This is a genomic window from Sphaerobacter sp., from assembly GCF_019683595.1.
Classification (GTDB): Bacteria; Chloroflexota; Chloroflexia; order Thermomicrobiales; family Thermomicrobiaceae; genus Sphaerobacter.
Genome location: NZ_JADGHZ010000055.1, coordinates 1 through 19639, shown reverse-complemented (window position 1 = coordinate 19639; position 19639 = coordinate 1). Strand labels below are relative to the sequence as shown.

The window sequence follows — 19639 nt, the reverse complement described above, 5'->3', positions numbered from 1 at the left end:
CCTCGCGGGCCGCCGCGCCGGGCTCACGGCCGGGGCGATAGGTTGTGGAGAAGGCGACCAGGAGCTCTCCGCTCGTGTCACCGCCCGTCGACCCGGTGCGCCCGAGTCCGAGCGCCGCCCGCTTTGCCACCCGCGCCAGTTGCCGCCCGTCGAGCGGTGCATCGGTGGCAACGACGACGATGCCCGAGCCTTCGTCGCGCGACGGCGTGCCAACCTCCTCGGGCGCATACGGGAGGTGCGCCCCGACCGGCACGCCCGCTACGGTCAGACGGTGCCGCCGGCCGAAGTTGGTCAGGACCAGCACGCCGACCGTCCAACCGCCGGCGTCGGCCGGGAGGACGCGTGAGGACGTCCCGATCCCGCCCTTGAACTGGAAGCAGTGCATCCCGGTGCCGGCGCCGACGCAGCCCTCGGCAACCGGGCCGGCGCTGGCACCGTCGAGCGCGGCGTAGACATGCTCGTGCGTCACGTGGAAGCCTCGCGCGTCGTTGAGGAACGAGTCGTCGCACTCCGCCACGAGCGGGATCACCGGTCCCTCGTCCGCCCCGACCCCGCTGTCGCGCTCGACCAGGTAGCGGCAGACCGCGTCATAGACCAGCCCGACGCTCATGGTGTTGGTCAGCGCCAGCGGGGTGTTGATCCGCCCCAGCTCCTCGATCTCGCTGCGCGCCGTCATCTCCCCGGTGCCGCTCAGGGCGAAGAAGCCTGCCGCAACGGGGTTGCGCAGGAGGTCGTCGCGGTGCGGCCAGATCACCGTTACGCCGGTGCGTGCCGGTCCGCGCCCCGGAGGCAGGGTCGTATCACCCCTATGCACCGTCGTGTGCCCGACCGCGACGCCCGGGACATCCGTGATCGCGTTGTACATCCCTGGCGAATAGATGCCGATGCTGATGCCGAGATCCCGCGCTCGAACCCGTGGTTCGCCCACCCCTGTACCTCCCATCCGCCGATGCTGGAACGCGAGATGCCGTCGGGACGGCTATCATAGCGCAACGACGAACGCGCTCGAATCCCCTTTATTCGATCAGATGTTCTGGTACAATGGCCGGGCAATCAGGGTACGGTGACCAGAGGAGGACGGGACATGATCGAGCTGTCGCGGGAAGAGGCGCGTGAGCTGGCGGTCGCCGCCCAGGGGTTGGCCTGTACCCCAACTGAGCCGCCGACCTGGGAGCAGGCCGTCGAGACGGTGCGCCGGCTCGGGTGCATCCAGATCGACACCATCCACGTCGTGGCCCGCAGCCAGTACCTGGTCCTCTGGAGCCGCCTGGGCGTCTACGACCCGACCTGGCTCGATGCGATGCTCGATCCCCACCGCGAGGTGTTCGAATACTGGGGCCACGCCGCCTCGATCATCTCGATTGATCTTTTCCCCTACTTCCGGCGGCGCATGCAGTGGTACACGCAGCGGTACCTGCACGAGTATGACTGGTCCCAGAAGAATGCCCATGTCATCGACGAGGTGCGACGCGCCATCCGTGAGCACGGTCCGCTCGGGTCCACGCACTTTCCAGCTCCCGAGGATGGCAAGCGCCTCGACCGCTGGACCTGGTACGGGAACAAGCCGACAAATCTCGCGCTGGAGATCCTCTGGTCGGCCGGGGAGCTGTCCGTCCTGCGGCGGGTGAACTTCCAGCGAATCTATGACCTGACAGAGCGCGTGCTAGCCGACTGGCACGCCACTGACCTGCCCGACCCCGACGAAGAGCGCCGCGTGCTCGCCCACCGTGCCGCGCGGGCGATGGGCGTCGTCGTCCCCCGCTGGCTCAACGACTACTTCCGCACGCGCTGGGGAAGCCGAGAGCACGGCGGGCCGACCCCCGCGGCGATCCTCGAGTCCCTGGCCGAGGACGGCAAGGTGGTCCCGGCGACCATTGAGGGCCTGGGAACGGGGTACATCGCGGCCGAGAACCTGCCGCTCGTCGACGCGATCCGCGCCGGGCAGCGGAGCAACCACATCACGCTCCTATCCCCGTTCGATAACCTGATCTGGGATCGAGTGCGGACCGAGGCACTGTTCGACTTCGAGTACCGGCTGGAGTGCTACACTCCGGCCGCGAAGCGGGTCTATGGGTACTTCACCCTGCCGATCTTCTACCGCGGCCGCCTCATCGGGCGGGTCGATCCGAAAGCGGACCGGAAGGAGCGCGTGCTGACGCTCAAGTCGGTTCACCTTGAGCCTGACGCCCCTCCGGTAGAAGAACTGGCCGAGACGCTCCGGCCCGCGTTGCGCTCCTTTGCCGTCTTCAACGGCACCCGCGCGATCCGCGTCGAGTCCGCCCCGGCCGGGTTGGCCGAGGCATGGACCGAGGACTGGGCGTGACGCCGCGCGTGTCGACGTCGGAGCCGGATGAACTGGGCAGGAGAGCCGCTGCGTGAACGAGTCGCGACGTCGATCCCCGGAGGATACGCCGGAGCAGCCGGGCGGTCGATGGCTCTCGATCGAGGCCGCCTGCCGCATCCTCGGCGTCGACCAGTCGACGCTGCGCCGCTGGAGTGATCAGGGCAAGATCCCGGTCTTCCGCACGCCCGGCGGGCACCGCCGCTACAACGAGGAGGACCTGCGCGCGTTCCTCCGGGGAGAGTCGCGGCCCCGCCGCCGCATGAGCCGGCAGGTCCTGACCGATCTCTCCTTTTCCGGCTATGAGGCGGGCTACCTCCACCAGGCCCGCACCCGGCCGTGGTACAGCGCGTACAACACCGCGCAGGTCGACGAACTTCGCACGCTCGGCCGCCGTCTGGTGGAGCTGGCCGTGCGGACCATCGCGGGACGCGGCGACAGGGATCAGCTCCTCGACGAAGGGCGCCGCATCGGCCGACGCTACGGCTCGATCAGTGCCGAGGCCGGTCTGACGGCGCCCGATGCCGTCGAGGCATTTCTCTTCTTCCGCACGCCGGTGATCCAGGCAGTGACGCGCTTCATCGAGGAGGAGGACGTCCCGCCGAACCGCGCGCTACGCATCTTCGCCGAGATGACCCAGTTCCTCGATCAGGTGCTGATCGCCACCGTCGCGGCACACGCCGACGCGGCCGACTAGCGCACCTTCCCGCGGGCGATGATCGACCAGGTCTCGGCGACCTCCCCGTCGCGCACGAGGAACATCTCGTCCTGGAGGTTGACCGTCGGGCAGACGTGGTTCGGGATCACCTCGACCCGCTCGCCGACCTCCATGCCCTGCATCCCCGGCGGCAGCAGGACGACGCCGTGCTCCTCACTGAGCCGCGCGATGATCGCGTCCGGGTACTCCACGATGTAGCCATGGCCCTTCCGGCCCTGCGGCGGATCCATCGCCAGCGTCTTCGACCCGGCGTCGATCACGGCACGGTCGGGCGCCGGCCGGCTGATGACCGTCGCCAGGATCCGCAGCGAGCAGCCGTCAACGCCGATCCGGCCGAAGCGGAAGGCGGAGTTGTCGTTGAACACGTACGTCCCCGGCCGCATCTCGGTGATGCCCGGCACGGTCGGGGTGTACCAGGACGCCGGGGTCGAGCCGACACTCACCACGTCGACCGGGATCCCGTTGGTCCGGAGCAGGTCGGCCGTCTCGACCATGGCCTTCCCCGCTGCTGTCGCGATCTCGGCCAGTTCGTCCGCGTTCTGCGCCTTCGCCACGTGCCCCTCGTGGGTCATGATCCCGGTCAGGCGCAGCCCAGGCATCTGCATCACTTCGCGCGCCAGGGCCAGCGCCGGCTCGCCCGGGAGTACCCCTGCCCGATCGAGCCCGGTGTTGATCTCCAGGCGCACGTCGAGCGTTTTTCCCGCGTCGCGGCAGGCCGCCGACAACGCGGCCGCGCCCTCCACGCCGTCGACGGCGACCGTGACCTTGATCCGATCCATCAGCGCCAGGAGCCGCCGGATCTTCTGCTCCCCGACGATCTGGTAGGCCAGGAGAACGTCGTCCAAGACACCCGCGTCGGCGAGCGCTTCAGCCTCACCCAGCTTGGCGCAGGTGAAGCCCACCGCACCGGCCTCGCGCTGCATCTGGGTGATCTCGGCCGTCTTGTGCGTCTTCAGATGCGGGCGCATCGCAACGCCATGCTCGCGCGCGAAGGCCGCCATCTCCTCCACGTTGCGGCGCAGGATGGACTCGTGGACGACCAGACACGGCGTGTCAAGTTCGTCGCGGTACCCCATCGGCTACCTCCCACTTCGCCGGATCACACCGGCCACTTCTTCCCGCTGGTGTCGATCCAGCGCTGCAACTCCTGGCTGCGCTGCACCGAGTCCAGCACTTCCTGCACCTTCATGCCGTCCTCGAACGACGGCACGGCGCTCTCGCCCTCCAGAATACCGCGGACCCACTCGCGGGCAAGCAGCACGAACGGGCGCACGCGATGGTCGGCGAAGTTCGGCAGGTCGCCCCAGACGTCGGGCAGCTCGATCTCGGTCAGCACCTGCTCGTCGCGGCGCATGCCGAAAACCCGCCCGTCGGCCTGCACGGCAAGCAAGGCGTCCGTGCCGACCGCGACGATCTCATCCCCAAGATCCATCGGCGCCACCGCGGACACGTGGATCGTCGCCAGCGCTCCGCTGGCGAACTGGAGGATCAGGCTGAAGTTCTCACTGCCGCGGATGGTCCGCGGCAGCGCGCCGGCGACGGCGTGGATCTCCCCGAACCACCAGCGCAGCGTGTCGATATAGTCGGAGCCGAGCGCTCCCAGCACCCCGCCTGCACGCTCCCCCGCATCGAGCGAGGACGTAGAGTGGCGCAGCCGGTCGCGCCACGACTGGCGAAAGACGGTGAGGCTAACGGACTGCAACTCCCCCAGGTAACCCTGGTCGATCAGGCGCTTGCACACCTGGCGGGAGGGCAGGAACCGCGTCTTGTAGTCGACGGCGTGCCGGATCTTCGCGTCACGTGCCAGGCGGTGCATGTCGCGTGCCTCGGCGGCATTGCGCGCCATCGGCTTCTCGCAGAGGATATGCAGTCCCGCTTCCGCGGCCGCGATCGCGATTGGGTGGTGGTACTCCGGCGGCGTCGCGATCGTCACCGCGTGGAGGTTGGCTTCTCGAAACATGCGGCGGTAGTCGTCGAAAAAGTGGGGAACCTGATGAAGGACAGCCGCGGCCCGCGCACGCTCGATTCGCGAGGCGCCGACCGCCACCACCTCCACCTCGGGGATCTGCCGGAGACCCGGAATGTGCACGGCCGCGCCCACTCCGGTCCCGATCACACCCACGCGAAGTGGTTTGTCTGCCATCGTGGGGATGCTCCCTTCCCCGGAACGTTCGTGGGGCCAAGTATGAACGCGCTCGGGCACCAGCGGCAAGCGGAAGACGTTCGTCAGTCCTTACGGGTCACTCGGCCCCGCCGGGCGGAGCATCGGACAGTGTGGGCAGCCCGGCAGACGACGCAGGATGCGCGAGAGGCATCACTCTCGCGGCAGGACGCGCACGCGACGGCCTTCGATCCGCAGCCGCCCCTCGGCATACAGCCGGATCGCCTCCGGGTAGGCACGGCACTCCTCGGCGAAGACGCGATGCGCCAATGACTCTGGCGTGTCGTCGTCCAGCACCGGGACGCAGCGCTGGATGATGATCGGCCCTGCGTCGTATTCCTCGTCAACAAAGTGGACGGTGCATCCACTGACCTTGACGCCCGCCTCCAGCACCGCCCGATGGACCCGGTCGCCGTAGAACCCGCGCCCGCCGAAGAGCGGCAGCAGCGACGGGTGGATATTCATCACCCGTCCTTCGAAACCCGCGGGGATGGCGAGCTTGGCCAAGAAGCCGGCCAGAACCACCAGATCGACCGTGTACGGCTCGATCGCTGCCCACACGGCGTCACTGAAGGCCTCGACCGAGGGAAACGCGCGGCGTGGGATCACGGTGACCGGCAGCCCGGCTTGGCGCGCGATCTCAATGCCCCGCACGCCGTCGCGACTGCTCACCACCACCTCAACGCGCGCCGGAAGCTCCCCGCGGTCGATGCACCCCAGCAGGTTCTCCAGCGTCCGCCCGCTTCCGGACAGCAGCACCGCCAGCCGCACCGTCGTCCCCATCGCGCCCGAATTCTGACTCACCGCCCGCCTCCTCCCGCCGGGATGATACACGGTGGCGGGGTCCGGATAGGCACCGATCGGAGCACCGAATTCCGGCCCACCCGGAATGCCCGGAAGAGACGTGTCGCGTGCGACTCCCCCGATCGGCCTACACCCGCACCGGTCTCGAGGGCAGGTGCGAATCCGATGTTCCCCTCCCCGGACGCGCCATCCGGTCGAGTACAATTGCGTCCGGAGACGGCGGGCGAGAACGTACGCCCCAGCGCGGTTGGGAGGACGGCCCTTGCAAACCGAAGAGCGATCGACACTGCCGCTGCCCGACGAGGCGAGCGGCTCCCCGGCTTCACCCGATGCGGTCGTGGTGCTGGATTACGGGTCGCAGTACGCCCAGTTGATCGCCCGGCGGGTCCGCGAAGCCAACGTCTACTGCGAGGTCTTCCCCTTCGACACCGGCTGGGAGTCGGTCGCCCACCTGCGACCCAAGGGGGTCATCCTCTCCGGGGGACCGGCCAGCGTCTACGAGCCGGGCGCGCCCACCCTGCCCGCCTGGGTGCTGGAGCAGGATCTGCCCGTCCTCGGCATCTGCTACGGCATGCAACTGCTGGCGCAATCCCTCGGCGGGCGCGTCGCGCCCGCGACGGAGCGTGAGTACGGCCCGGCCACGATCGAGGTTGTGGGGTCGAGCCCGATCTTCGCGGATCTCCCGGAACGACTCGATGTCTGGATGAGCCACGGCGACCGTATCGAGGAGCTCCCCGAGGGTTTCACGGCGCTCGCGCGCAGCGACAATTCACCGTACGCGGCGATGGGTCGCGGCCATGTGATCGGCCTCCAGTTCCACCCGGAGGTCGCCCACACGCCGCTGGGCGGCACCATCCTGCGCAATTTCCTCTTCGACATCTGCGGCTGCGAGGGGAACTGGACGGCCGCTTCCTTTATCGACGACGCGGTCCAGCGGATCCGCGCCCGCGTCGGCAAGGACCGGGTGCTCTTGGCCCTCTCGGGCGGCGTCGACTCGGCGGTCACCGCGGCGCTGATCCATCGCGCGATCGGCGATCAGCTCACTCCCGTCTTCGTCGACACCGGTCTGCTGCGGGAGGGCGAGCCGGAGACCGTCCGCGAAGTCTTCGGCCGCCACTTCCACATGAACCTCGTCTCCATCGACGCGAGCGAGCGGTTCCTGACCCGGCTGCGCGGGGTGACCGATCCGGAGCAGAAGCGCAAGATCGTCGGCGCCGAGTTCATCAGCGTCTTCGAAGAAGCAGCGGCGCGACACGGCCCGTTCCGCTTCCTCGCCCAGGGCACGCTCTACCCCGACGTCATCGAGAGCGCCACCCCGCGCGACTCCAAGACGGCCGCCAAGATCAAGACGCACCACAACGTCGGCGGGCTGCCGGAGGACTTGCAATTTGAGCTGCTGGAGCCCGTCCGGATGCTATTCAAGGATGAGGTGCGCGCTGTCGGGCGCCTGCTCGGCCTGCCGGAGGAGATCGTCCAGCGCCAGCCCTTCCCCGGGCCAGGTCTGGCGGTCCGCATCCTCGGCGAGGTCACGCCGGAGCGGCTGCAGCCGCTGCGCCGGGCCGACGCCATCGTGCGCCAGGAGATCGAGGCCGCGGGGCTCGGGAACGACGTCTGGCAGTTCTTCGCCGTGCTCCTGCCGGTGAAGTCGACCGGGGTCATGGGTGACCAGCGCACCTACGCCGACGTGTGCGCGATCCGCGCCGTCACCAGTGAGGACGCGATGACCGCCGACTGGGCACGCCTGCCGCACGACCTCCTGGCGCGGATGAGCAACCGGATCGTCAACGAGGTGCCCGGCATCAACCGGGTCGTCTACGACATCACCAGCAAGCCACCGGGCACGATCGAGTGGGAATGAGCGGAGTACGAACATGCGGGTGATGGTAGTCGGCAGCGGCGCTCGGGAACATGCCCTCGCCTGGAAGCTACGCCAGAGCCCGCTCGTCGACGCCCTGTTCGTCGCGCCGGGGAACGCCGGGACGGCCGCCATCGCGACCAACCTCCCCATCCAGGCCAACGACGTCCCCGCGCTGGCCGACGCAGCCCAGGAGCACGGCATCGACCTGACCGTCGTCGGGCCGGAAGACCCGCTCGCACGCGGGCTCGTCGACCATTTCCAGTCGCGTGGCCTCCTCGTGGCCGGACCGACCGCGGCGGCGGCGCGGATCGAGAGCAGCAAGGCCTGGGCGAAGGAGATCATGACCGCGGCGGGAGTGCCGACTGCCTCCTGCCGCACGTATGTCGATCTGGACGCCGCGCTCGCGGCCGTGCGGAGCGCCGAGCCACCGATCGTCGTCAAGGCGGACGGGCTGGCCGCGGGCAAGGGCGTGGTGGTCGCCCCGACCCACGCTGAGGCCGAGGCGGCGGTGCGCGACATGCTCGGCGCCGGTACGCTCGGTGAGGCCGGGCGCTGCGTCCTGATTGAGGAGTGCCTGACGGGCCAGGAGGTGTCCCTCCTCGCCATGACCGATGGGGAGACGATCTACCCGCTCATCCCGGCCTGCGACTACAAGCGCGTGGGCGACGGCGACACCGGCCCCAACACCGGCGGGATGGGCGCCTACGCCCCAGTGCCCGCGGTCGACGCCGCTCTCCAGCAGGAGATCGTCGAACGCATCATTCAGCCGACCGTCGCGGAGATGCGCCGTCGCGGCATCATCTACCGCGGCGTCCTCTACGCCGGGCTCATCCTGACCGCCGACGGCCCGAAGGTGCTGGAGTTCAACTGTCGGATGGGCGACCCCGAGACGCAGGTGATCTTGCCGCTCCTCGACGGCGACCTGGCCGCGCTCTTCGACGGCATTGCCCGTGGGCGGCTCGGCGACGTTCCCGCCCCGCGCTGGCACGACGGAGCCGCCGTGGGTGTGGTCCTCGCCTCCGGCGGCTATCCGGGCAGCTACGTCACCGGCTACCCCATCCACGGGCTCGACACGCTCCCCGAGGACATCATCGCCTTCCACGCGGGCACCGCGGTCGGCGACGATGGTAGCGTCGTTACGTCGGGCGGGCGTGTGCTCACGCTCGTCGCGCGCGGCCCGGATATAAGCGGCGCCCGGCAGCGGGTTTACGCGGCAGTGCCGGGCGTCGAGTTCACCGACATGGTGTATCGGCAGGATATCGCGTTGCGGGAGACTCAGCCGCGAGCGGCCGCCCGCGGCTGAGATCGGGCCGGCTACGACCCGGCGCTGACCACGCCGCCGCCAGTGCTCGGCGGCCCGATCTCGACCCAACCGTTGCGGACAGCACACAGGACCGCCTGGACGCGGTCGTTCACCTGCAATTTCCGCAGCACCGAGGTCATGTGGTTCTTCACCGTCTGCTCGGTGATGAACAGCGCCTCAGCGATCTCTTTGTTTGAGAGGCCCTGCGCTACGCAGTCGAGCACCTCGACCTCACGGACCGACAGGGGCAGCCGCTTCGGGTCGGACACCGACCCTGCCTCGCCATCCTCGCCGGTGAGCTGCCGGAACTCGGACAGAACCCGCCACGCCAGCTCCGGCCGCGACATCACCTCCAGGTTGATGAGCTGCTCGCCCTGGGCCACGCGGTCGAGCGACGAGATCAGCTCCTGCGCCTCGATGTCCTTCGTGAGGAAGGCCGAAGCGCCCGCACGGACGGCTTCGAACAGCCGCTCATCATCCACGTGCATCGACAGGATGATGATGTGCATGGAGGGGTGCTGCTTCTTCAGGATGCGGGCCACGTTGAGGCCGGTGACGCCGGGAAGCTGGATGTCGATCAGGGCAATACTGGGCCGGTGGATATCGGCCTCGCGGATCGCTTCGTGGCCGCTCGTCGCCTCGGCTACGACCTTGAACGCGCCGCCCTCTTCGATCAACCGGCGCAGACCCTGACGAAAAAGCGGATGGTCATCGACGATCAGAACGGTACGCCCATTGCCACTGCCTCGTCTACGCTCCACAGTAACCCCCCGATTGCTACAGAGCACGCCGGACGTAATCGAAAACGTGATCCGGACTTAGTCCCTTCGCCCAGATCTCGTGCCCCACCGTACTCTAGTCCCGCATCCAGTCGAAACCAAGAGCACAATGGGGTGGATCGTACTCGGCCCATTCGTACCGATCGACAAGTACTTCCGCACCGCAACCAGACTCCTCGGCGCCGAGTAGGTGTACGTACACTCTGTCCGTAAGTGTAGCATGTGTACGTACACTTGTAAAGAGGGGGCAAACGGGGAAGTCTTGAGCAAACGTTGCGACGGGAGATTGAGGAGGCTGTACGATGGCACGTCCGAGCAGTTAGGTATCGGTTTCGTAAAGACGTGCCAGCGCCCCGGCAGCTCGCGCCATGCGTTCCCGCAGAACCTGCGGCGCCAGCACCTCGGCGTCCGCCCCGAACTGGAGCAACGCGGGCACTGCATGCTCGACCGACTCGATCGGGACCTCGGCGTGCACCCACCCCGCACTATCCGGCTCGCTCGCGCTCGCCAGCGCCATCCGTGCCACGCCCTGCCCGAGCAGGTAGGGCAGAAGAGCCACCCCGCGCGGCGAGAGCCGGACCGTCGCGCGGTCGCGATAGAGCCGGTCGGCGAACCCCTCGGACCAGGACTCCCAGTACTCCGCCAGGTCGAACCCGTCCGGCCGCTCGAACCAGCCGTCCTGGTACTCCAGGTCAAGGATGCGCGATACGCGGTACGTGCGAGGCTGCCCGTCCACCTGTGCCACCAGGTACCAGACGCCCGCCTTCAGGACCAGCCCGAGCGGCTCGAGCGTGCGCGTCACCTCCCCGCCCCAGCGACGGTAGCGCACCCGGATCGGCCGCTGCTCCCAGACCGCGTCCGCGACGGCTCCCAGAAACGGGTTCTGCTCCTCCTCGTGGAACCAGCCGGGCGCGTCGAGGTAAAAGCGCTCCCTGATCCGCGCGGCGCGCGCCCGCAGCTCGGATGGAAGGGCGGCCTCCAGCTTGAGCTGCGCCGTGGCGAGGACCGTGCCCAGGCCAAGCTCGGCTGCCGGTCCCGGCACCCCGGCGAGGAACAAGGCCTCCGCCTCATCGGGCGTCAGCCCGGTCAATCGGGTCCGGTAGCCGTCGAGCAACTGGTAGCCCCCGGCGGGGCCACGGTCGGCGTAGATCGGCACGCCGGCCGCCGCCAGCGCTTCGGTGTCCCGGTAGACGGTCCGCACCGAGACTTCCAGGGCATCCGCCAGCTCCCGGGCCGTCATCCGGCCTCGGGTCTGAAGCAAGAGGAGAAGCGACAACAGACGGCTCGCTCGCATGTTCGCAAGTGTACTGCAATTCCTGCCACGACCTGACAGGTATGCCTGAGATACTGATGATGTCCCGCGGGGCAATGGGACACGACGCGAGCGAGAGGAGCCACCGACATGAACACCACCGCGACCGGCCACTTCGACACGATCTCATGGGATGAGCATCCGTTCGGCGAGGCAAACGGCGGCCCGAAGCTGGCACGCGCCTCGGTGACCAATACCTACCACGGCGAGGTCGAGGGCCGGGGGACGGTCGAGTACCTGATGATGTACCACGACGACGAATCGGCGACGTTCATCGGCCTGGAGCAGATCGGCGGCCGCCTCGGCGGCCGCGAAGGCAGCTTCGTGCTCCAGCACCGCGGGACGTACCGGGACAGCACCGCCACCGGCACCTGGTCCGTCGTACCGGGCTCCGGCACCGGTGATCTCGCCGGCCTGGCCGGCGAGGGCGGTTTCGAGGCCCGGCACGGCGAACCTGCCACCTACACACTGCGCTTCACACTGGAATGAGTCGCATGCGCGCCGCGCTGAACGCGCGGCGCACCTCCCTCGGAAGGAGAGAGCCGCACAGATGACGACCTATGGTCTCTACCTCGAATCCGGCCCCCGGCGCCGCAAGACGATGGTGCACGTGCTGGACCTGCTCGGCTGCGTCGCGGTCGGCCCCACCACCGACGACGCCCTTGCGGCAACGCCGGACGCCATCCGGGCATTCCTGGGCACGCTCAAACGCCAGGGTGAACCGGTCGACCCGGACGCCCCGTTTCAGACCGAAGTCGTCGAGCATGTCATGGAGGGCATCTGGCTCGGCAACGGCTCGCCCTCGATCCTTTTCGGACCCGACCTCGAGCCGCTAACCAACGACGAGCTTGAGGTCCACATCCGGCGCTTCCAGTGGATGCGCGAGACACTGGCTGACTGGGCCGCCACCCAAACCGACGCCGATCTCGATGCGGCACCCGCCGAGGGCGGACGTCCCGGCCGGGCGGTTCTCCTCCACGTCCTCGGCGCCACGGGCGGGTACCTGAGCGTCGCGTTCGGCAGCTCCCGCGGCTTTTCCGCCATCCAAGGCGCGGCCGAGCGCGGCGAGCTCAGCCTCCCCGAAGCGCTCCGGCGAAGTGGCGCTCTCGCCGTTGAGCGGCTTCGGGCCGCTACGCCCGAGGAACTCGCCACCGTGCGGCAGCGATCCTCCGGGCCAGCAACCGTGCGGCAAGGACTTCGCCGCCTGCTCGAGCACGAGTGGGAGCACCTCGCGGAGCTGGCGCGGCGGCCGGGCGGGCCTCAACTCTGAGGCCCGTCTCCCACATGCTTCCCGCCGAGCCGTAGCCCGAGGTACGCCAGCAGCGCCACCACCGACTTCGAGTCCGCGATCTCTCCCCGCGCGATCAACCCGGGCACCTCATCCGGCCGCACTGGCACGACCTCCAGCCGCTCATCGTCAGCGGGATGCATCGCACCCGGCTGGAGGTCGTCCGCCACGTAGACGATCAACTCCTCATCCGCCCAGCCGGGGCTGACGTAGAACCGCACCAACTCCCGCAGCGCTTCCGTCCGGTAGCCAGTCTCTTCAGCCAGTTCACGCCGCGCGCACGTCTCGGCGTCCTCCCCGGGCTCGCGAGTCCCGGCCGGGATCTCCAGCAGCGTCCGGCCGACCGCGTGGCGGTACTGCCGGACCATCACGACCGTGCCGTCGGTCAGCACCGGGAGCACCCCCACCGCGCCCGGGTGCTCCACCACCTCCCGCTGCCGTTCGCGTCCATCCGGCAGCCGCACGGTGTCGACCCGCACACGGATCAACTTCCCGTCGAACGGCCGCTCGCTCCGCACCACCGTCTCCGGCTGCACCGCTGCCTCCCTTCGGGTATTGACCCTTCCCGCACGCTCCCCCGCGAGATCCGCGCCGCGCACGAAAAAACCGGCCCATCGGCCGGTCGTGGAGGCGCCGGGCGGATTCGAACCGCCGAATCAGAGTTTTGCAGACTCCTGCCTTACCACTTGGCTACGGCGCCGTTTGCGTGTTCCGGCAAGGATTCTACCACAGGTCGCCCCCCGACTGCAGCCCACTGACACAAACCAGACACAAACCGCAGGGCCAGGTGGGCAGGATGACCCCTTGCCGGCAAGCGTGTCAACAGCACCGTTTCCGTCTTCCCAAGACGGGATGGCCCTTGCGTAGCGGTTAAAGAGTTCTCAGAAGGTGACGACGCCATTCCCACCAGGACCGTCAGGAAGCGGTATTGGCACTCGCTTCCCGGTTCCCTCATGAAGCGATGCTCTCAACGAACGAACCCGGCCATACGTCTTGTTCCACGACGCGGCCGCGAAGCCAGGAGACAGTCAACCGACACCGACATTGGACCTGATGTACGCGATGGAAGACCTGATTCCGGCTCTTCGGCGTGATCCGGGACACAACATCGAGGGTCAAGTGTGCGGAGGCATTCAACGGCCGTTCGTGCACGATCTCAATCAGTACCGCGATCCAAGAGAAGCTCAGAACGAGCAATCGCGCCCTGCCGTCTAGTTGGGCGCGGCACTACTCCTCCCTCGTCATGTTCCCGCGGCGCGATTGTTCGGCATCCGGATCGGGACCGCTACCAGGTCGCGGCGCACGGGAAGGTCAGCATGTTCCTTGCACCCGGCTCGGTCAGCCGCTAGGCTAAGGACAGGGTGGCCCGGGCTTCGGCCCGTGGGCCGCGCCGCCGCATCGCAGCGCATGGCATACGGATGGGCGGCCTGATGGATACCAACGTCGAGGACCTCGAGCAGACCTCCCTTACCCTTCCCGACGGTACGGTCGTCGTTGCCCGTCTGATCCAGCCCGACGACATGCGCGCCCTCCAGCGTTTCCATACCCGCCTCAGCCAGCGCTCGATCTACCTGCGCTTCTTCGGCGTCGTCCCCGTACTGAGCGACGAGCGCGCGCGCTACTTCACCCACCTCGACGGGCAGGACCGTTTCGCCTACGTCGCGCTCGATCCGAACGACCCCGATGAGATCATCGGTGTGGTGCGCATGGATCGGGAGCCCGGTACGGACTGCGGGGAGTACGCGGTCATCGTCGAGGACCGATGGCAGGGGCGCGGGCTCGGCTTCGCCCTGACGCGCCTGCTCATCGCCGGTGCCCGGCGCCGCGGCTATCGGACCATGTATGCCATGGTGTTGCCAGAGAACGTGCGGATGTTGAACCTCTTGCGCGACCTCGGCCTCCCCGCCCGTGTTCGGTGGGTTGACGGCATGGAGCGGGTCGAGGTCGACATCTCGGTCCCCGAGCGGCCGTCGCTGGCCTGATCGAAAAGCTGCGCCGCCTATTCGCTGGACACAACCGCGGCACGTTCTCCGGCCGTGCGCAGGTCGTCGATGAACTCGCTGAAACGGTCGTCGCGGTCCTGGGTGCGGCGCAGCAGGTACGCTGGGTGGTAGGTCACCAGGGTGGGGAGCCCGTTCGGCCCATCGAACCAGATCCCCCGCTCGCGGGTGATCCGCAGCGTGCGCTGGAGAACGGCGCTCCCGGCGGTGGCACCGAGGCAGACGATCGCGCGCGGGTCGATGACGTCCAGCTCGCGCAGCAGCCAGGGGCGAAACCACTCGACTTCAGCCGGGGTCGGCGTCCGATTGCGCAGGCGGCCACCCACACCCTCCATGGTCGGGCGGCACTTGACGACGTTGGTGATCCACAGTTCGTCTCGGTCAATCCCAGCCAGCGCCAGCGCCTCAGTCAGGACCTGCCCGGCGGGACCGACGAACGGGTGCCCCAAGCGCTCCTCGCGACCGCCGGGCGCCTCGCCGATCAGGACGAGGTCCGCCGCCAGCGACCCCTCCCCGAACACCGGCCGTTTCTCGTCGCAATGGCTGGCGAACCCAGAGGCCGCCAGCATCTCACGCCGGATCTGCTCCATTCGGCGGCTGCGGGCGACGATCTGTTCATCATCGACCATGCTGATGCCCTCTCGCACCCGACATGCGCCGAAGCAGTGCAAGATAGGGACCAGTGGAGCGCGCCGGCTCGAGCCGGGTCATCCGACGAGCACGAGCCCCTGATCGGTCACACGTGCCTCAGGGATGACCGACAGCGCCATGAACGAGAGAAGCCCGAACGGCGCCGGAACGGTGCTCCCGAGCGAACGGGCCACGTCCTCCAGTCGATGGTGGGTGGCGGCAACCTGCTCGACCGGCTCCGGCGACAGGATACCGGCCACCGGCAGCGCAAGCGACTCCAGCACCTGCCCATCGGCGACCGCCGCCAGCCCGCCCTGGAGCGCTGCCACCGCCTCGATCGCAGCGATGATGTCGGTGTCGTTGGTGCCGACGGCCACGATGTTGTGCGCATCGTGAGCGATTGAGGAGGCGAGCGCGCCGCGCTTCAAGCCGAAGCCCTGCACCAGTCCCACGCCGACCCGCCCGGTCCCGTGGTGCCGCTCCACCACGACGAGCTTCAGCAGGTCGCGTTCGGCATCGGCCACCACCGCGCCGTCCTGCACGGTCGGCTTCACCGTGAGCTTGCGGGTCACGATCTGGCCCGGGATGGCGCCCACCGCAACCATCTCCTCCGCGGCAGGGATACGCAGGTCGTCCGGCGTCAGCGAGCCGATGTGGACGGTGTTCAACAGCGACTCCGGGATCGGGGCGGTGACATCGAACTGCGGCCGCCCGTCCACGGCGACCACCGACCCGCCGAAGAGCACCAAGCGCGGGCGGATATCGTCCAACCGCTCGAACACCACCAGGTTCGCCTGGTAACCCGGTGCCACGAGCCCGTACCCGGGCAGCCGCCAGTACTCAGCCGGGGTAAGGGTCGCCATCCGGATCGCCCGGATCGGATCGAGCCCCGCCCCGATGGCCTTGCGCAGGATGGCGTCCATGTGGCCGTCGTGCAGGAGTGTCCCGGCGTCGCGGTCGTCGCTGGCGAAGCAGCAGCGTGGATAGGTCCGGTCATCGACGAGCGGAAGGAGGTCCAGGAGGTTGTTCTGTCCCGAGCCCTCGCGGATCATGACGGTCATGCCCCGGCGCAGTTTCTCGCGCGCTTCCTCCAGGGCCACCGACTCGTGGTCGGAGGTCATGCCCGAGCCGATGTAGGCGTTGAGGTCCTTTCCGCTCACGCCTGGCGCGTGCCCGTCGCGTCGCGGGGCCGGGATGGACAAAATGGCTGCAATCTCCGGATCTCCGGCCAGCACGCCGGGGAAGTTCATCATCTCACCCAGCCCGACCACACGCGGCAGCGCCATCGCCTCGGCGATCGCCTCCGGGGTCATGACCGCTCCCGAACTCTCCATCGGGCTGGCCGGGACGCACGAGGGGACCGTGAAGAACACCCCGAGCGGCAGGTTTTCCGACGCCTCCATGAGCGCTCGGATGCCCGCGACGCCGGCGACGTTGGCGATCTCGTGCGGGTCGGTCACGACGGCGCCGGTCCCGTGCGGCACGACCGCCCGCGCGAACTGGTCGATCCACAGGAGCGAGCTTTCGACGTGGACGTGCGCATCGATGAAGGACGGCGCGAGGTAGTCACCACCAAGGTCGATCACCTCGTGGGCGTCGGTGTAGTCCCCAACCCCGGCGATCTGCCCGCCCGTGATGGCGACATTGACCCGTTCCACCTCACCCGAGGCGACGTTGACCACCCGCGCATCGCGCAGGAGGAGGTCGGCCGGAGCCTGCCCCCGCGCCACGGCCAGGAAGTGCTGCCACCGCTCCACCATCGGATCTCCCTTCATGTCGCCACCAGGGATACTCCGCCCATCAGCGGGCAAGAAACGCCGCGGCTACTCGACCAGCCGCGTCTCAACCAGGGTGATGACCTCGTTCAACTCCGCCAGTCGCTCCTTGGCAATACGGCCGATCTGCTCGCGCAGCGAAAACGGGAGCTGGAAGCGCAACCGCACGCCGACGCCGTGCTCGGCCTCCTCCCACCACACCTCCTGGTTCGGCTCCAGGAAGCCCCGTGCGATGGCCGGCAGCGAGACCCGCGCCAGGCGCTCCATCGCCTCACGGCGACGCTCGTTCTCCTCATCCATGAAGAGCCCTGGCGACGTGTCCCAGACGTCCAGTTCGTAGCCGTCCTCGCCCACGCGGACGTCGACGTGCCCTTCCTCGGTGTCACAGGCAACCGACCAGCGATTCTCTGCGTCAAGCGTGGTATAGGCGTAGAACCCGGCATCCCGCAGGACGTCCGCGACGGGCTCCAACGCCTCGCGCGGGTTGGGCGCGCCGCCATTCGCCCGGCCGTTCGCCTGGCCCATCATGTCGCCACCTCGTCGTCGCTGTCCCCGTCCCCGTGCGCCTCGTCGCCGAGCAGTTGACGCGCGACCCCGGCCAGCGCCCGCGCCACGCGCGCCGCCTCCGGCGCGACGTCCTCCCGCACGTGCAACTCGACGCCGGGCGCCACCGCCCAGCGACGCCAGACCGCGGGGGGCGTGCCCTCTCGAACGGGCACCGTCGGGGCGCCGAGACGGCGGCGGATCTCATCCAGCCCCAGATTGGCTTCTCGCAGCACCTGGATCTGCCGAAGCCGGTCGAGATGAGCGCGCCGGTAGTGCGCCGCCCGCCCGCGGCCGACCGGCGGTGGGAGCAGCCCCTGCGCGACGTAGTAGCGAATCCGCCGGGCCGGCACGCCGCTCCGCTCGGCAAGCTGGTGGATCGTCATCGCATCGGGTTCCGGCTCTCGCGTCCGGTCCGGTCCAGCCATGCGCTGCCCTCTCACTCGCCCTATAATACGGAATCCTCACCGCACCGTGCCGCCCCCCAAGTTGCGACACGCGGCGGCGGATGATCGACGGACGAAGGGAGCGCTACCCATGGCCGCACCAAACGACAGCCAGCTCGAACAACAGATCGCGATCCTCCTCGATCAGGCCGGGATCAACGTCGGCGTGGATGTGGAAAACGGGGTTGCGCGGTTGAGCGGTCTGGTCACCTCGACCGAGATGCATCAGGCCGCCATCGACCTCGCCCGCATGGTGGACGGGATCACGGGCATCGACGACGAGATCGAAGAGCTGGTCATTTCACCTGACAGCGCGTTTGAGGCGCCCGACCGCGACGAGGGCTTCGGCTACGCAGACCGCACGGCGCTGGAGGACGACGTCTCTGACACCGAGCCCGACTTCACCGGCGACGTCGGAGCCGACGCCAATGACTTCCAGCGGGCGATCGAGGAGGGGGAGCCCTACTTCCCACCAACCGATCCGGTGGTCCGCCCCAGCACCGACGACCAGGATCTGCGCATCGTCGGCGGCTTCCAGGATACGTCGATGGACGAGCTCGCCACCGAGGCTGACGCCGAGCCTGATGATGACGCGGACGAGATCTCCCAGTTCGTCGGGCGCGATGACGACGATATCCGTATCGACGTGCTCCGCGAGCTGCGCGAGGACGCGCTGACGACCGACTTGAAGCTGGAGGTCAACGTCATCAATGGCGTCGTCTTTCTGAAGGGCACGGTGTCGAGTCTGGAGGATGCGGAGAACGCCGAAGCGGTCGCTGGTCGAGTCCCCGGGGTGGTCGAGGTGCGTGATCTGACCGAGGTTCGCGAGTGACGACCGGCTGGCCGCCGCGCCTCGTCGGCGTTGTCCACCTCGCGCCGCTGCCGGGCACCCCGCGGGCGGCACTCAGCATCGACGAGATCATCGAGCGCGCGGTGGCCGACGCCCGTGCGTACCACGAGGGTGGCGCCGACGCGCTCATCGTCGAGAACTTCGGGGATGCGCCCTTCTTTCCCGAGCGCGTCGAGCCTCACACCATCGCCGCGATGGCGCTGGCCGTGCGCGCCGTCGCCGCCCAGGTTCCGCTACCGGTGGGCGTAAACGTCTTGCGCAACGACGCCGCGGCCGCGCTCGGCATCGCCGCCACGGCCGGTGCGCGGTTCATTCGGGTCAACGTCCACACCGGCGTCATGGCCACGGACCAGGGAATCATTGAGGGACGCGCCGCGGAGACGCTCCGCTACCGGCGTCTGCTCGACGCTCCGGTCGAGATCTGGGCCGACGTCCTCGTCAAACACGGCGTGCCGCTCGGCCCCCAGACGATCGAGGAGGCCGCACTGGACGCCGTGGAGCGCGGGCTCGCGGACGCCGTGATCGTCACCGGTGTCGCGACCGGCCGCAGCGCAAACCCGGAGGACGTCAACCGCGTCCGCCGAGTCCTCCCCGATACGGCGATCTACGTCGGGAGCGGTGTCACCCCGGAGGCGATCCCTGCGTTCCTGCCTGCGGCGACGGGCGTCATCGTCGGGACGTGGGCGAAGCGCGACGGCCGCGTGCAGAACCCAGTCGATCCCGCGCGCGTCGCCCGCCTGGCCGAGGCGCTCGGCTAGGGGCCGGGGAAAGGCCCTCACCCCCAACCCCTCTCCCAACTGTGGGAGAGGGGAGATCCTTGTGGGCGCCGGG

Annotated in this window: 20 protein-coding genes and 1 tRNA gene; 9 read left to right on the top strand and 12 right to left on the bottom strand. The window is 68.7% G+C overall.

All coding sequences use genetic code 11. The features are described 5' to 3' along the window. Positions 1-928, bottom strand: a 928-nt coding sequence (locus IRZ30_RS08005) for a P1 family peptidase (protein ID WP_294084369.1), incomplete at its 3' end; no start/stop codon positions are given. Positions 929-1084: 156 nt separating this feature from the next. Between IRZ30_RS08005 and IRZ30_RS08000 the strand changes: the two genes are divergently transcribed. Next, positions 1085-2323: a crosslink repair DNA glycosylase YcaQ family protein gene (locus IRZ30_RS08000; RefSeq protein ID WP_294084368.1), complete on the top strand. Its 1239-nt coding sequence runs from the start codon at positions 1085-1087 to the stop codon at positions 2321-2323. Between the two features lie 52 nt (positions 2324-2375). Continuing rightward, positions 2376-3038, top strand: a complete 663-nt coding sequence (locus IRZ30_RS07995) for a helix-turn-helix domain-containing protein (protein ID WP_294084367.1) — start codon at positions 2376-2378, stop codon at positions 3036-3038. Here the strand turns inward: IRZ30_RS07995 and IRZ30_RS07990 are convergent. From IRZ30_RS07990 to purN, 3 genes are all read right to left on the bottom strand, one after another. After that, complete coding sequence (locus IRZ30_RS07990) at positions 3035-4135, bottom strand: alanine racemase (RefSeq protein WP_294084366.1); 1101 nt, start codon at positions 4133-4135, stop codon at positions 3035-3037. The genes IRZ30_RS07995 and IRZ30_RS07990 overlap by 4 nt on opposite strands. Positions 4136-4158: 23 nt before the next feature. Next, entirely contained in the window at positions 4159-5202 is a 1044-nt protein-coding gene (locus IRZ30_RS07985; protein WP_294084365.1) for a Gfo/Idh/MocA family oxidoreductase, read from the bottom strand. Between the two features lie 171 nt (positions 5203-5373). After that, the gene (gene purN / locus IRZ30_RS07980) at positions 5374-6003 is read right to left on the bottom strand and encodes a phosphoribosylglycinamide formyltransferase (RefSeq protein ID WP_366945328.1); all 630 of its coding nucleotides are present in this window, start codon (positions 6001-6003) and stop codon (positions 5374-5376) included. A 313-nt stretch (positions 6004-6316) separates the two neighbouring features. On the opposite strand from purN, the gene guaA reads away from it, so the two are divergent. Continuing rightward, a complete protein-coding gene (gene guaA, locus IRZ30_RS07975) occupies positions 6317-7882 on the top strand; it encodes a glutamine-hydrolyzing GMP synthase (RefSeq protein WP_366945327.1) in 1566 nt (521 codons plus the stop codon). Positions 7883-7895: 13 nt separating this feature from the next. After that, positions 7896-9185 carry a phosphoribosylamine--glycine ligase gene (gene purD / locus IRZ30_RS07970; RefSeq protein WP_294084362.1) on the top strand — a complete coding sequence of 430 codons (1290 nt, stop codon included), beginning with the start codon at positions 7896-7898 and terminating at the stop codon, positions 9183-9185. Between the two features lie 11 nt (positions 9186-9196). On the opposite strand, the gene IRZ30_RS07965 is transcribed toward purD, so the two are convergent. Next, complete coding sequence (locus IRZ30_RS07965; RefSeq protein WP_294084361.1) at positions 9197-9946, bottom strand: response regulator transcription factor; 750 nt, start codon at positions 9944-9946, stop codon at positions 9197-9199. A gap of 337 nt (positions 9947-10283) precedes the next feature. Next, positions 10284-11258: a YafY family protein gene (locus IRZ30_RS07960; protein ID WP_294084360.1), complete on the bottom strand. Its 975-nt coding sequence runs from the start codon at positions 11256-11258 to the stop codon at positions 10284-10286. A gap of 108 nt (positions 11259-11366) precedes the next feature. Between IRZ30_RS07960 and IRZ30_RS07955 the strand changes: the two genes are divergently transcribed. Continuing rightward, positions 11367-11765, top strand: a complete 399-nt coding sequence (locus IRZ30_RS07955; RefSeq protein ID WP_294084359.1) for a DUF3224 domain-containing protein — start codon at positions 11367-11369, stop codon at positions 11763-11765. A gap of 61 nt (positions 11766-11826) precedes the next feature. Beyond that, complete coding sequence (locus IRZ30_RS07950) at positions 11827-12546, top strand: type II toxin-antitoxin system HicB family antitoxin (protein WP_294084358.1); 720 nt, start codon at positions 11827-11829, stop codon at positions 12544-12546. Here IRZ30_RS07950 and IRZ30_RS07945 read toward each other — a convergent pair. Further along, complete coding sequence (locus IRZ30_RS07945; protein ID WP_294084357.1) at positions 12537-13100, bottom strand: NUDIX hydrolase; 564 nt, start codon at positions 13098-13100, stop codon at positions 12537-12539. The genes IRZ30_RS07950 and IRZ30_RS07945 overlap by 10 nt on opposite strands. An 89-nt stretch (positions 13101-13189) precedes the next feature. Next, a tRNA-Cys gene (locus IRZ30_RS07940) sits at positions 13190-13264 on the bottom strand. A 730-nt stretch (positions 13265-13994) separates the two neighbouring features. Between IRZ30_RS07940 and IRZ30_RS07935 the strand changes: the two genes are divergently transcribed. Further along, positions 13995-14546 (top strand): GNAT family N-acetyltransferase, encoded by a 552-nt coding sequence (locus IRZ30_RS07935; protein WP_294084356.1) that lies wholly within the window; start codon positions 13995-13997, stop codon positions 14544-14546. Between the two features lie 17 nt (positions 14547-14563). On the opposite strand, the gene IRZ30_RS07930 is transcribed toward IRZ30_RS07935, so the two are convergent. The 4 genes from IRZ30_RS07930 to IRZ30_RS07915 form a co-directional block, all read right to left on the bottom strand. Beyond that, complete coding sequence (locus IRZ30_RS07930) at positions 14564-15193, bottom strand: uracil-DNA glycosylase (RefSeq protein WP_294084355.1); 630 nt, start codon at positions 15191-15193, stop codon at positions 14564-14566. Positions 15194-15271: 78 nt separating this feature from the next. Continuing rightward, on the bottom strand, positions 15272-16954 hold the full coding sequence (ade, locus tag IRZ30_RS07925; protein ID WP_294084354.1) for an adenine deaminase: 1683 nt from the start codon (positions 16952-16954) through the stop codon (positions 15272-15274). 63 nt (positions 16955-17017) lie between these two features. Continuing rightward, positions 17018-17497, bottom strand: a complete 480-nt coding sequence (locus IRZ30_RS07920) for a hypothetical protein (protein WP_294084353.1) — start codon at positions 17495-17497, stop codon at positions 17018-17020. After that, the gene (locus tag IRZ30_RS07915) at positions 17494-17940 is read right to left on the bottom strand and encodes a helix-turn-helix domain-containing protein (RefSeq protein WP_294084352.1); all 447 of its coding nucleotides are present in this window, start codon (positions 17938-17940) and stop codon (positions 17494-17496) included. The genes IRZ30_RS07920 and IRZ30_RS07915 overlap by 4 nt, the downstream gene beginning before the upstream one ends. A 109-nt stretch (positions 17941-18049) precedes the next feature. On the opposite strand from IRZ30_RS07915, the gene IRZ30_RS07910 reads away from it, so the two are divergent. Both IRZ30_RS07910 and IRZ30_RS07905 read left to right on the top strand, forming a co-directional pair. Continuing rightward, positions 18050-18790: a BON domain-containing protein gene (locus IRZ30_RS07910; protein WP_294084351.1), complete on the top strand. Its 741-nt coding sequence runs from the start codon at positions 18050-18052 to the stop codon at positions 18788-18790. Next, positions 18787-19566: a BtpA/SgcQ family protein gene (locus IRZ30_RS07905; RefSeq protein WP_294084350.1), complete on the top strand. Its 780-nt coding sequence runs from the start codon at positions 18787-18789 to the stop codon at positions 19564-19566. The genes IRZ30_RS07910 and IRZ30_RS07905 overlap by 4 nt, the downstream gene beginning before the upstream one ends. Positions 19567-19639: the final 73 nt, after the last annotated feature.

Bases quoted from the DNA above. Each gene is read 5' to 3' on its own strand.
- IRZ30_RS08000 (WP_294084368.1), top strand. From the start codon at position 1,085: ATGATCGAGCTGTCGCGGGAAGAGGCGCGTGAGCTGGCGGTCGCCGCC.
- IRZ30_RS07990 (WP_294084366.1), bottom strand. From the start codon at position 4,135: ATGGGGTACCGCGACGAACTTGACACGCCGTGTCTGGTCGTCCACGAG.
- IRZ30_RS07985 (WP_294084365.1), bottom strand. From the start codon at position 5,202: ATGGCAGACAAACCACTTCGCGTGGGTGTGATCGGGACCGGAGTGGGC.
- purN (WP_366945328.1), bottom strand. From the start codon at position 6,003: ATGGGGACGACGGTGCGGCTGGCGGTGCTGCTGTCCGGAAGCGGGCGG.
- purD (WP_294084362.1), top strand. From the start codon at position 7,896: ATGCGGGTGATGGTAGTCGGCAGCGGCGCTCGGGAACATGCCCTCGCC.
- IRZ30_RS07960 (WP_294084360.1), bottom strand. From the start codon at position 11,258: ATGCGAGCGAGCCGTCTGTTGTCGCTTCTCCTCTTGCTTCAGACCCGA.
- IRZ30_RS07955 (WP_294084359.1), top strand. From the start codon at position 11,367: ATGAACACCACCGCGACCGGCCACTTCGACACGATCTCATGGGATGAG.
- IRZ30_RS07950 (WP_294084358.1), top strand. From the start codon at position 11,827: ATGACGACCTATGGTCTCTACCTCGAATCCGGCCCCCGGCGCCGCAAG.
- IRZ30_RS07935 (WP_294084356.1), top strand. From the start codon at position 13,995: ATGGATACCAACGTCGAGGACCTCGAGCAGACCTCCCTTACCCTTCCC.
- IRZ30_RS07930 (WP_294084355.1), bottom strand. From the start codon at position 15,193: ATGGTCGATGATGAACAGATCGTCGCCCGCAGCCGCCGAATGGAGCAG.
- ade (WP_294084354.1), bottom strand. From the start codon at position 16,954: ATGGTGGAGCGGTGGCAGCACTTCCTGGCCGTGGCGCGGGGGCAGGCT.
- IRZ30_RS07920 (WP_294084353.1), bottom strand. From the start codon at position 17,497: ATGATGGGCCAGGCGAACGGCCGGGCGAATGGCGGCGCGCCCAACCCG.
- IRZ30_RS07915 (WP_294084352.1), bottom strand. From the start codon at position 17,940: ATGGCTGGACCGGACCGGACGCGAGAGCCGGAACCCGATGCGATGACG.
- IRZ30_RS07910 (WP_294084351.1), top strand. From the start codon at position 18,050: ATGGCCGCACCAAACGACAGCCAGCTCGAACAACAGATCGCGATCCTC.